This is a genomic window from Geodermatophilus aquaeductus, assembly GCF_900182545.1.
Lineage (GTDB): Bacteria > Actinomycetota > Actinomycetes > Mycobacteriales > Geodermatophilaceae > Geodermatophilus > Geodermatophilus aquaeductus.
The window spans coordinates 85,871-97,504 of record NZ_FXTJ01000014.1 but is presented as its reverse complement, the minus strand read 5'-3'; the positions used below and the strand labels follow the sequence as shown (position 1 = coordinate 97,504).

The 11,634-nt window shown below is 76.9% G+C and carries 12 protein-coding genes; 2 read left to right on the top strand and 10 right to left on the bottom strand.

The window, feature by feature from the left end; all coding sequences use genetic code 11:
* A partial coding sequence (locus FN207_RS23580; protein ID WP_142460886.1) for an HNH endonuclease signature motif containing protein occupies positions 1 to 996 on the top strand: 996 nt, incomplete at its 5' end.
* Positions 997 to 1,017: 21 nt separating this feature from the next.
* Here the strand turns inward: FN207_RS23580 and FN207_RS23575 are convergent.
* The 9 genes from FN207_RS23575 to FN207_RS23535 are packed head-to-tail and all read right to left on the bottom strand — an operon-like array spanning position 1,018 to position 9,673.
* Positions 1,018 to 1,635, bottom strand: coding sequence for a flavodoxin family protein (locus FN207_RS23575; protein ID WP_142460885.1), 618 nt, complete (start codon positions 1,633 to 1,635; stop codon positions 1,018 to 1,020).
* A gap of 37 nt (positions 1,636 to 1,672) precedes the next feature.
* Positions 1,673 to 3,256, bottom strand: a complete 1,584-nt coding sequence (locus FN207_RS23570) for a YfjP family GTPase (protein WP_142460884.1) — start codon at positions 3,254 to 3,256, stop codon at positions 1,673 to 1,675.
* Positions 3,253 to 4,950 (bottom strand): P-loop NTPase family protein, encoded by a 1,698-nt coding sequence (locus FN207_RS23565; RefSeq protein ID WP_142460883.1) that lies wholly within the window; start codon positions 4,948 to 4,950, stop codon positions 3,253 to 3,255. Before FN207_RS23565 ends, FN207_RS23570 begins: the two co-directional genes overlap by 4 nt.
* A 29-nt stretch (positions 4,951 to 4,979) precedes the next feature.
* Positions 4,980 to 5,639 carry an HAD hydrolase-like protein gene (locus tag FN207_RS23560; protein ID WP_142460882.1) on the bottom strand — a complete coding sequence of 220 codons (660 nt, stop codon included), beginning with the start codon at positions 5,637 to 5,639 and terminating at the stop codon, positions 4,980 to 4,982.
* 38 nt (positions 5,640 to 5,677) lie between these two features.
* Positions 5,678 to 7,282, bottom strand: a complete 1,605-nt coding sequence (locus FN207_RS23555) for a peptide ABC transporter substrate-binding protein (protein ID WP_142460881.1) — start codon at positions 7,280 to 7,282, stop codon at positions 5,678 to 5,680.
* A gap of 30 nt (positions 7,283 to 7,312) precedes the next feature.
* A complete protein-coding gene (locus FN207_RS23550) occupies positions 7,313 to 7,684 on the bottom strand; it encodes a VOC family protein (protein WP_142460880.1) in 372 nt (123 codons plus the stop codon).
* 40 nt (positions 7,685 to 7,724) lie between these two features.
* Positions 7,725 to 8,366: a LysE family translocator gene (locus tag FN207_RS23545; protein ID WP_221888373.1), complete on the bottom strand. Its 642-nt coding sequence runs from the start codon at positions 8,364 to 8,366 to the stop codon at positions 7,725 to 7,727.
* A gap of 52 nt (positions 8,367 to 8,418) precedes the next feature.
* The gene (locus tag FN207_RS23540; RefSeq protein ID WP_246066315.1) at positions 8,419 to 8,901 is read right to left on the bottom strand and encodes an FBP domain-containing protein; all 483 of its coding nucleotides are present in this window, start codon (positions 8,899 to 8,901) and stop codon (positions 8,419 to 8,421) included.
* Positions 8,902 to 8,944: 43 nt separating this feature from the next.
* Complete coding sequence (locus FN207_RS23535) at positions 8,945 to 9,673, bottom strand: cobalt-precorrin-6A reductase (RefSeq protein WP_142460877.1); 729 nt, start codon at positions 9,671 to 9,673, stop codon at positions 8,945 to 8,947.
* Between the two features lie 107 nt (positions 9,674 to 9,780).
* On the opposite strand from FN207_RS23535, the gene FN207_RS23530 reads away from it, so the two are divergent.
* Positions 9,781 to 10,863, top strand: a complete 1,083-nt coding sequence (locus FN207_RS23530) for a cobalt-precorrin-5B (C(1))-methyltransferase (RefSeq protein WP_246066313.1) — start codon at positions 9,781 to 9,783, stop codon at positions 10,861 to 10,863.
* Here FN207_RS23530 and cobM read toward each other — a convergent pair.
* Entirely contained in the window at positions 10,860 to 11,600 is a 741-nt protein-coding gene (gene cobM / locus FN207_RS23525) for a precorrin-4 C(11)-methyltransferase (protein WP_142460875.1), read from the bottom strand. The genes FN207_RS23530 and cobM overlap by 4 nt on opposite strands.
* Between the last annotated feature and the right edge of the window lie 34 nt (positions 11,601 to 11,634).

Here is an 11,634-nt window from a genome sequence, read left to right as displayed (position 1 = left end):
AGCAGGGTTCTGCCCGAGGCCTCGCAGCTGAACGGCGGCAAGCTGAAGAAGCGCGTCCTGGAACTCCTGCTCGAGCTGGACGCCGAGGCGGCCGACCGGCGGCGGGCGCAGGCCAGGCGGCGGTCCGACGTGCGGATCTATCCCTCGCCTCAGGAGGGCATGGCCACGATCGCCGCCGATCTGCCCGCCGACGTCGCCGCGGCATGTCATGCGCTGGTCGACGAGCTGGCGCGGATGCTGAAGGCCGACGGCGACGGCCGCCCGATCGGGGAGCTCCGCACCGCGGTGTTCGCCGACCTGCTGCAGCGCCCGTGGGACGAGAGCCGGCCGCCGGTGACGGCGCACCTGCAGATCATCGCCACGCTGGCGTCCCTGGCCGGCCGCTCGGACGAGGCGGGCGAGGTCAACGGCCTGCCGATCACCGCGGCCCAGCTCCGGGAGTTGCTCGAACAGCTCGACGCGCTCGGTGTGCGCACGCCCGAGGGCGGGTCGGTGACCCTCGCGCTGGCCGACGAGGACGGCACGCTGCGGGCCACCAGCACGCTCGACCAGCTGCGCCGCCTGGCCCGCCGCGGCTGCCCCGAGCACTCCGGCGCCGACTGCGGGTGCGCGGTCCTCGACCGGCCCGAACAGGTCGACCGCTACGAGCCGTCGACCGCGCAGCACCGGTTCGTGCGCACCCGCGACCGCACCTGCCGCTTCCCCACCTGCGGCCAGCGGGTCGGGTGGGCCGACGCCGACCACGTCGTGCCCCACGCGCACGGCGGGGTCACCGACTGCGCCAACCTCTGCTGCCTGTGCCGCAGCCACCACCGGCTGAAGACCTTCGCCCGCGGCTGGGGCTTCCGCATGAGCCCCGACGGGGTCCTCACCGTCACGACGCCCTCGGGCATCACCCGCACGACCCGCCCCCCGGGCATGCGGCCACCACCGCCGACACCCGACCCACCACCGGCCGAGCCGGAGGACCCGGACGACGACCCGCCGCCCTTCTGACCCGTGGGGACCCGGGCCCGGCTATCGGCCCGGGTAGGGCTGCGCCCTCAGCGTCCGGGCCAGGTGCGCCGCGTTCTCGGCCAGCGTCCTCGTCGTGGACGCGACCGCCTCGGGGGTCTCCTCGAGGTCCTTGTAGTCGCGGCCGCCCATCGCCTCGTCGTTCCAGTAGGTGACGCCCTGCGCCGGGATGGTGAAGCCGATGTCGTTGAGGCCCTGGAAGAGGTCGGCGCTGATCTTGTGCGCGCCGTCCTCGTTGCCGACCACGCACACCACCGCGACCTTGCCGGTCACCAGCGGCCGGCCGGAGCCGTCGGTCTCGGACAGCTCGCCGTCCAGCCGCTCGAGCACCCGCTGCGCGACGCTGCTCATGTGCCCGACCCAGGTCGGCGTCGAGACGACGAGGACGTCGGCGGCCATGAGCTTCTCGCGGATGCCCGGCCACGCGTCGCCCTCCCCCATGTCCGCCTCCACGCCGGGCTTGACGTCGTGGTCCACGACGCGGACGACCTCGGAGGTGAACCCCTGCTCACCGAGCGCCGCGAGGACCTGGCTCGCCAGGAGCTCGCTGGACGACGGCGCCGGGGACGGCTTGAGGCTGCAGATCAGGGCGAGGGCACGGGGCGACGCGGTCTCGGTCATGTCGTTGACCTGCCCAGACGAGGGCAGGTGCCACACATCAGGATCGTGCGCGACCCACCGCGGCGCAGTACCGGTCGTGGTCGGCGCGTGCCTCGGACAGGGGCGCGAGCACGTCGGAGTCGGCGACCTCAGCCACCCGCGCGGTGAGCCGGCGCCGCGCCGTCCGCGCCCGGCGTCTGGCCCCCATCGCCACCAGCGGCCGACACAGCAGGGCCAGCAGCAACCCGGCCAGCAACCCGCCCACCAGCAGCAGCGTGGGCAGCGGGATCCCCTCCACCCGCGGCAGTGGGACGACGTCGTCGAGCTGCAGCAGCCCCAGCCCCACCAGGGCGAGCAGCCACAACGCCCCGACCAGCGCGGTCAGCGCGAGCAGCCACTGCAGGCCGCCGACGGCGCGCTGCCACAGCGGCGTGCGGTCCGGGCCGAGGTCGGTCCCGGCGACGGCGCGGTCGAGCCGGTCGGGCAGCCGCTCCTCGGTGTCCTCGGACGTGCGCCGCAGCTCGTCGCGCCACGCCTCCGGCAGCCCGCGCCCGGCCTCGTCGCGGGCCCGGCGCAGCGCGGCGTCCATCCCGGCCCGCTGCACGGCCCCCGCTTGCGGCAGCGAGGTCCGCGAGCGCTCGTCGCCCAGGTGCAGCCGGTCCAGCGGGTCGGCGCGCAGCTTCGACGTCCACCGCAGCACCGGCCACCCGGTGTGCGCGTTGCCGTTCCGGCGGGCCGAGCGCTCGACGGCCCCGACCACGGCCGGCACCCCGGCCGCGTCGGCGAGCGCGCCGGCGAGCTCCTCGCGCGCCGCCCGGTCCGGCCCGCGGTGCCGGCCGGCGTCGGACGCGCAGTGGGCGGCCAGCGCCCCGGCGGCGGCGCGGGCGTCGGCGGTGAGCCGGTCGGTGGCGGCCTTCCGCGCGCCCACCCGCCGGGCCAGCTCCGCGCGCAGCTCCGCCACGCCGAGCCCCGTGCGGGCCGCGGTGGGCAGCACCGGCGTGCCGGCCAGCCCCTCCTCGTCGAGCAGTCGGCGCAGGTCGGCCAGGCAGGCCACCACGGCGGCCTCGTCGAGCCGGTCGACCTGGTTGAGCACCACCAGCAGCACGCCGGAGTGCCCGGCCAGCGGCGCCAGGTAGCGGGTGTGCACGGCGTCGTCGGCGTACTTCTGCGGGTCGAGCACCCACACCAGGACGTCGACCAGCTGCACCAGCCGGTCGACCTCCAGCCGGTTCTCCAGCCGCACGCTGTCGTGGTCGGGCAGGTCGAGCAGCACGAGCCCGTCCAGCGCGGGGTCGGCGTCGGCCACCCGGTGCCGCCGGGGCACCTCCAGCCAGTCGAGCAGCCGGTCGGCGCCGTCCTCCCCCCAGACGGTCGCGTGCGCGACGCCGGTCGTCGGCCGGCGCACGCCCGGGGTGCTCACCTCGGCGCCGGACAGCGCGTTGAACAGCGTGGACTTGCCGCTGCCGGTGGCCCCCGCCAGCGCGACGACGGTCGCGTCGCCCAGCGCCTCGCGGGCACCGGCCTTGGCCAGCAGCGAGCGCGCGGCCCCCACCTCGGGGACCTCCAGCCGCCCCTCGGCCACCCCGATCGCCTCGCGCAGCGCCGCCAGCCGGTCGGCCAGCGACAGCTCCCGCGCCCTCACGCCGCGCTCCGGGCCGCGGCCAGCGCGGCCACGGCCGCGTGCAGCCGGTCCACCGCGTCCGGCGCCTCCGCGGCGACGGCGAGCAGCTCGTCGAAGCGGTCCTGCTCGGCGGCCAGCAGCCGGTCGGCGCGGGCGTCGAGGTCGGCGCGCGCCCGCTCGGCGAGCGAGCGCACCGCGGCGTCGCCGAACACCGCCTCGAGCACCCGCTGCCCCACCGCCGTCGTCCCGCCGGCGATGGCCAGCTCGGCGCCCGACAGCCCCGCCGTCGAGGCGAAGACGGCGACCATCACCACGGCGCCGGCCCCGTTGATCCCCCACGACAGCAGCCGCGCCTGGGAGCGCTTGCCCGCGCCCTGCTCGCGCACCAGGTCGAGCACGAACCCCTGCCAGTCGCGCACCTCGTCGGCGGCCACGGGCGAGAAGTCCGGCGACACCGTCCCGAGCTCCTCCTCCCGGCCGGCGACCAGCGCCCCGCCGCCGGGCAGCGAGCGCCACGCGGTCACCGTGCGGTCGGCGGCCCGCTCGGCCTCGGACCGCAGCAGCGTCTCCACGCCCGACTCCAGCGCCCCGTGCAGCGAGTCCGCCGACGACGGCCGCCCGGTCAGCGCCGCCCCGAGCCGGTCACGCAGCCGGCCCACCCGGCTCTGCAGCGAGCGCATCCACTCGCCGGTGCCCACGAAGTCCTGCCAGCGGGCCATCACCTCACCGCGCAGCAGGCTGCCGTTGCCCACGCCCTCCGCGACCGCCTGCCGCGCGCCCTCGTAGGCGGCGTCGGCGGCGTCGCCCAGGGCGGTCGCGGTGGCCGCCTGCTCCTCGACGCCGGCCGCGACCGCGGCCACCCGCCCGTCGAGGCTCTCCAGCGCCCCGGCCAGCGTCTGCCGGACGACGGCGGCGCGCTGCTCCTGGTCGGCGGCCAGCCCGTGCAGCCAGTCGCGCAGCTGGGCGACCTGCGCCTCGGGCAGGAACCCGTCGCTGAGCGGCCGCTCCTCGACGACGAACAGCCGCGCCGACCCCAGGCCGCCGCGCTGCAGCATCGCGGCGAGGTCGGCGGCCACCTCGGTCACCGCCTCCGGCGGCGTCCGGTCCAGCACGACGGCCAGCGCCGTCCCCCGCTCCTGCGCCGTCCGCAGCAGGTCCCACGGGACGGCGTCGGCGTAGCGGGCCGCCGTCGTGACGAAGACCCACAGGTCCGCCGCCGACAGCAGCTGCCCGGCGAGGTCGCGGTTGGCCTCGACCACCGAGTCGACGTCGGGGGCGTCGATGAGCGCCAGCCCCGGCTGCAGCGCCTCCGTGGGCACCAGCCGCAGCCCGCCCACCACGTCCCCCTCACCGGTGGTGCGGGCCATCCCCGGCAGCACGCGGTCGCCGGAGAACGCCGGCAGGTCGGCCGGCGAGCACACCAGCACCGGCGCGCGGGTGGTCGGCCGCAGCACGCCGGGCGTGGTGACCCGCGCGCCGATCACGCTGTTGACCAGCGTCGACTTGCCCGCGCCGGTCGACCCGCCGACGACGGCGAGCAGAGGGGCGTCGAGGTCGCGCAGCCGCGGCAGCAGGTAGTCGTCGACCTGGTCGACGACCGCGCGGGCGGTGCGCACGGTGGCGTCCCGTCCGGGGGTGGCCAGGCCGAGGGGAGCCGCGGCGACCGCATCGCGCAGCTCCTGGAGGGCATCGGTCAGCGAAACGGGCGCGGTCACTCCCGGTTCCTTGCCCGGACGGCGCCGCGCTACCCCTCCAGCGCGGCCAGCGCCCCGGGCACCTCCCCCGGCGTCGCGACGACGACGGCGGCACCGGCCGCGGTCAGCTCGCCGGCGCCGCCCGGTCCCCACCCCGCGCCGACGCACGGCAGACCGTGCGCCGCGGCGCCGAGGACGTCGTGCTCCCGGTCGCCGACCAGCGCCACCGCGCGGGTGCCCGGGTGCGCGGTCAGCGCGGCGGCGACCACCTGGTCCTTGTGCCGCACGGTGCCGTCGAGGCTGGCGCCGTGCACGCTGGCGAAGGCCCGCAGCAGGCCCACGTGCCCGAGCACGCGGACGGCGAACACCTGCGGCTTGCTGGTGGCCACGCTGAGCACGGCACCGCCGTCGCGGAGGGCCCGCAGCAGCTGGGGCACGCCGTCGTACACGGCGACGTCGAGCAGCGCGCCGGAGGAGTAGTGCGCGCGGTAGGCGTCCACCGCGCGGTCGACGTCGTCGCCGGTCAGGCCGAACACCGTGGCGAAGCCGTCCTGCAGCGGCGGGCCGACCATGGCGCGCAGCTGCGCCGGCGTCGGCTCGGGCAGCCCGAGGCCGGCCGCGGCGACGCGCACCGACGCCCAGATGCCCGGTGTCGAGTCGACCAGCGTGCCGTCGAGGTCGAACAGGACCAGACCGGGACGACTCGGCATCCGACCCCCTCGCTCGGGCACTGCGGGAGGTCAGCCTGTCATCCCGCCCGGGTGAGCGCCGCGGTGTCCACGCCGCCGTAGGGCTCGACGACGACGCCCTCGACGTCGTCGGAGTGGACGGTCTGGACGACGTCGACGAACAGCGGGACGACCGGCATGTCCTCGAGCACCAGGTCCTCGGCCAGGGCGTAGCCGACCAGGGCCTCCTCGTCGGTGGGCGCCGCGTTGGCGCGGGCCAGCAGCGCGTCGACGGCCTCGTTGCCGTACCAGCTCGCGTTCGCCCCCGCCGGCGGCCGCGCCCTGCTCGAGTACAGCGGCTCCAGGAAGCTCCGCGGGCTGGGGTAGTCCGCCGCCCAGCCGAACCGGAAGGGCCCCGTCATCCCCTGCTCGCCCACGAGCCCGATGTACTCCGCGGGGGCCAGGGTCCCCTGGAGGACGAAGTCGACGCCGAGGTTCGCCCGCAGCTGGTTGCCGACCGCCTCCACCCACGCCTCGTTGCCCGAGCCGGCGTTGAACCACAGCTCCACCGGCCGGCCGCGGTCGAAGCCCGCCCCGTCGAGGAGCGCGTTCGCCCGCTCCACGTCCAGGACGCAGTACCCGCAGGCGCCCTCCCGGTACCCCGGCGTCCCCGGTGCGACCAGGGCGTCCGCCGGCCTCCGGGTGCCCTCGAGGACCGTCTCGGTGATCGCCGCGCGGTCCACGGCCATCGAGAGCGCCTGGCGGACCCGCGGATCGGCCCAGCGCTCGTCGTAGAGCGGCAGGACCAGGTAGGTGAGGGACGCCGACGGGCTGTCCACGACCCGGCCGGCGGCGTCGCGCTCCGCCTCCCCGACCACGTCCGGCGAAGCACCCGGGAGGACGTCGAGGTCCCCCGCCAGGAGCTCGGTGTACGCGGTGTCCTCGTCGGCGTAGACCCGGAACTCGATCGCGTCCACCATGGCCGGCCGTGGACCGGCGTAGTCCTCGTACCGCCGCACCGTGATGCCCTCGCCGGGGACGAGGTCCTCGTCCGCCCGGAACGGGCCGTTGCCGACCGGCCGGCGGCCGAAGCCCTCGGGGTCGTGGGCGTAGGCCTCCGGGAGGGGCAGCAGCACGCCCTGCCCGAGGGTGGCCGGGAACTGGGCGAAGGGCGCGGTGAGCGTCACGGTGGAGGTCAGGTCGTCGAGGACGCGCAGCCCGCTCATCCGGGTGGCGGCGGGCCCGGCGCCGTCGGCGGCCTGCAGGTCGCTGTAGCCGACGACGTCGGCGAGCGCAGAGGAGCCGCTCATCCCGTTCGGGCCGTACGCGGTGGCGTTCCAGGCGTCGACGTAGGACGACGCGGTCACCGGCGAGCCGTCGTGGAAGGTCCAGCCGTCGCGCAGCCGGATGGTCCACGTCGTGTTGTCGGGGGACTCGACCGACTCCGCGACGCCGGTGTACCGGACCCCGCCGTCGGGGGCGTACTCGACCAGCCCGGTCCAGAGCGCACCGACCACCTGCCCGCCGGCGTCCTCCGTCGTGTCCCCGGGCACGAGCGGAGCGGCCGGCTCCCCGATCGAGATGCTGACGGCCTCCGGCCCCGCCGGGTCCGGCGAGCCGGTACAGGCCGTCAGCAGGGCGAGGTCGACGACGGCGAGCGCCACCACGGCGGGCGCGCGGCGCACGACGGGCCCCTCACCGCGGACGTGCGGCGGTCACTGCTCCGACCAGACGCCGAGCTCGTTCCCCGACGGGTCGGCGAAGTGGAAGCGGCGCCCGCCGGGGAAGGCGTACGGCTCCTCGACGACGCGGCCGCCCGCCTGCCGCACCGCGGCCACGGACGCGTCCAGGTCGGCGGAGAACAGCAGCACCAGCGGGCCTCCGGGGCGCACCTGCTCGCCGCGCCGCAGGCCGCCCACCTCCCCGCCGTCGTCGCGCGGGTCGCGGATGCCGGAGTACTCCGGCCCGTAGGAGGTGAACCGCCAGCCGAACGCCTCGCCGTAGAAGCGCTCGGCCTCCGCGAGGTCGGTCACCGTCAGCTCCACGTAGTCGATGGCGTGGTGTCGGTGCGCGGGGTCCTCGGCCATGGCGGCGATCCTCCCGCCGCGGGCGCCGTCGCGGAACGGGTCAGCGGCCGGAGACCGCGACCCGCAGGCCCAGCCCGACGAGGACCGTGCCGCTGACCCCCTCCAGCCACGTCCGCACCCGCGGACGGCGGAACCAGTCACCGGCGCGCGCCACCCCGGCCGCCAGCGACAGGTAGAGCACGGTCTCCAGCGCCACCTGCGCGAGCGCCAGCACCGCGGTGGTGGTGAACAGCGGCCGGTCGGCCGGCACGAACTGCGGGTAGAAGGCCACCATGAACACCGCGGCCTTGGGGTTGGCCAGCTGCACGACCAGCCCCTCGCCGAAGCCGGCCCACCCGCCCCGCCGGGACGTCGGCACGGTGCCCGCCGCTGTCCGCCCGGCGCGCCGCTCGCGCCAGGCCGCCCGCAGCGCCCGGACCCCGAGCCAGCACAGCACGCCCGCACCGACCACGCGCAGGACCCAGAACGCCGCCTCGGACGCGGCGACCAGCCCGGCGAGGCCGGCCGCGGCCAGCAGCGCCCAGACGTAGAGCCCCAGCTCCAGGCCCAGGACCGTGGGGACGGCGGCGCGGAAGCCGCCCAGCGCGGCGCGGCGCAGGAGCAGCGCCATCGCCGGTCCCGGGGACGCCGCGATCAGCACGACGGCGACCAGGAACGCCGGCCACGACGGGATCGCCTCCACGCCCGGCATGGTGACACCGGGCGGCCGGGGCGGTCGACCGCGTTACCGCCGGTCAGCGCAGGACGGCCTCCAGGAAGGTCTCCACCCGCTGTCGCAGCTCGGCGGCCCGTTCCTCGCCCACCTCGGCCGGGTCGCGCTCGCGCAGCCACGGCGGGATCTCGGTGCGCGCCCGGGCGGCGCAGCCGAGGTCGGCGCACACGTAGGTGCCCACGGTGTTGCCGTTGCGTCCGGCCTCCCCCGCCCGCTTCGCGGTGAACAGCGAGACGGCGTCACCGGAGTGCGTGGACTGGCACAGCAGGCACATGACCGTCCGCCTCGCCGACATCCGCGACTCCGCGGCCCGCAGCGCGATGCCCACCGGCCGCCCCTCCCGCTGCACGACGAGGTAGCCGCGCAGCGGCGCCTTCGGGTCGCGCCAGCCGAGCACCTCGAGCTCGTCCCACGGGAGGTCGGCGAGGTCGCGCGGGAGGGCGGCGGAGTTCGCCTCGCCCTTCGAGCAGTTCACGAAGGAGCGCCGCACCTGCTGCTCGGTCATCGGTTCCACGAGGAGCCAGTGTCCGTTCCGGCACCGCCCCGTCTCAACGGGTTATCCAGTGCAGGGCCTCCTCGACCGTCGTCACCACCTCCACTCCGTCGGGCAGCGGCGGGCGGCGGACGAGCACCACCGGCAGCCCCAGCTGCCGGGCGGCGACCAGCTTGGCCTCGGTCATGGAGCCGCCGGAGTCCTTGGTGACGACGACGTCGACGCCGTGCTCCCGCATGAGCGCGGCCTCCTCGTCCACGGTGAACGGGCCGCGGGCCAGCAGCAGCACCGCGCCCGCGGGCAGCGGCTCGTCGGGCGGGTCGACCGCGCGCACGAGCACCCGTCCCGGCAGCGCGGCGAAGGCGCCCACACCCTGCCGGCCGGTGGTGAGGAAGACCGTGCCGGCGTCGCGCACCGCCGCCGCGGCGTCGGTCAGGGAGCCCACGTACGTCCAGCGGTCCCCCGGCCCCGGCGTCCAGCCCGGCCGCTGCAGCCGCAGCAGCGGCGTGCCGTGCCGGGCGGCCGCCGCCGCGGCCGACGCGGTGATCCGGGCGGCGAAGGGATGCGTCGCGTCGACGACGGCGCGCGGCCGGTGCGTGGCCAGCCAGTCGGCCAGCCCGTCGGCGCCCCCGAACCCGCCGACCCGCACGTCGCCCTCGGGCAGCACCGGGTCGGCCACCCGCCCGGCGAGGCTGGAGAGGACGTCGATCCCCGCGGCCACGAGCGCCGCGGCCAGCCGCCGGGCCTCCCCGGTGCCGCCGAGCACGAGCACCCGACCGCTCACGGTCCCTCGACCTCGCTCCCGCGGGGCGCTCCGCTCCTCGCTCGTTCCTCGCTGCGATGCTCACGCCCCTGTCCGCTCGGGACGCACCTGCCGGGGATCATGGGGCCGTGAGCAGGGACGGCGCCTCCGGGCTGCGGCACGGCTGGACCACCGGCGCGTGCGCGACGGCGGCCACCACCGCGGCCTACACCGCGCTGCTCACCGGCGAGTTCCCCGACCCCGTGACCATCGACCTCCCCAACGACCGGCACCCGTCCTTCGCGCTCGCCCAGGAGTCGCTGGCCGACGGCGCCGCGTGGGCCGGGATCGTCAAGGACGCCGGCGACGACCCCGACGTCACCCACGGCGCGCTGGTCGGCGTGCGGGTGACGCACGGCGAGCCGGGCAGCGGCGTCGTGTTCCGGGCCGGCGAGGGTGTGGGCACGGTGACCAAGCCCGGGCTGCCGCTCGCGGTGGGCGAGCCGGCGATCAACCCGATGCCGCGGCAGTTCATGCGCGAGCACGTGGCCGCGGTGGCGCGTCGGCACGGCGGCACCGGTGACGTCGTCGTCGAGGTGTCCATCGAGGACGGCGCGGAGCTGGCGCGCAGGACCTGGAACCCGCGGCTGGGCATCCTCGGCGGGCTGTCGGTGCTCGGCACGACCGGCGTCGTCGTCCCGTACTCGTGCTCGTCGTGGATCGACTCGATCCGCCGCGGCATCGACGTCGCCCGGGCCGCCGGGCACGAGCACGTGGCCGGGTGCACCGGGTCGACCAGCGAGCGGACGGTGCAGGAGCTCTACGGCCTGCCCGAGGACGCGCTGCTCGACATGGGCGACTTCGCCGGCGCGGTGCTCAAGTACCTGCGCCGCCACCCGGTGCCGCGGCTGACGGTCGCCGGCGGCATCGGCAAGCTGGCGAAGCTCGCCGACGGCCACCTCGACCTGCACTCGGGCCGCTCGCAGGTGTCCTTCGACTCCCTCGCCGCCCGGGTGGCCGGTGCCGGCGGGCCACCGGGGCTGGTCGAGGGCGTGCGGGGCGCGAACACCGCCCTCGACGCGCTGCGGCAGTGCCAGGCGGCCGGGCTGCCGCTGGGCGACCTCGTGGCCGCCGGCGCCCGCGAGACGGCGCTCGGCGTGCTGCGCGGAGCGCCGGTGGCGGTCGACGTCGTGGTGATCGACCGGGCCGGCGTGGTGGTCGGCCGCGCCTAGCGGCATCTCGTCGTCGAGTAGAGGTGGCTGTCGGGGAACTGCTCCGCGGTCAGCACCGGGCCCACGACCACGATCGCCGTCCGCTTCACGCCCGCCGCCTCGACCTGGCCGGCGATGTCGGCGAGCGTGCCGCGCAGCACCAGCTCGTCGTCGCGGCTGGCCCGGGCGACGACGGCGACCGCGCCGTCGGGGCCGTAGTGCTCGGCCAGCTGCGGCGCCAGCTCGGCCATCCGCTGCACGGCCAGGTGCAGCACCAGCGTGGCGCCGGTGGCGGCGTAGGCGGCCAGCTCCTCCCCCGGCGGCATCGGCGTCGAGCGGGCCGACGTGCGGGTGAGGACGACGGTCTGCCCGACGCCGGGCACGGTCAGCTCGCGCTTGAGCGACGCGGCCGCGGCGGCGAAGGCCGGCACCCCCGGGACGACGTCGTAGGGCACGCCGGCGGCGTCGAGGCGGCGCATCTGCTCGGCCATGGCGCTGTAGACGCTGGGGTCGCCGGAGTGCAGCCGGGCGACGTCGAGACCGGCCTCGTGCGCGGCGACGAGCTCGGCGGTGATCGCGTCGAGGTCGAGGTCGGCGGTGTCGACCAGCCGGGCGCCGGGCGGGGCGGTGTCGAGCAGCTCGCGGGGCACCAGCGCGCCGGCGTAGAGGCAGACCGGGGCGCTCGCGATGACCCGCGCCGCCCGCAGCGTGACCAGGTCCGCCGCCCCCGGCCCGGCCCCGATGAAGTGCACGGTCACGGGAGGAGCCTCCCGTGCACATCCGCGGAGATGC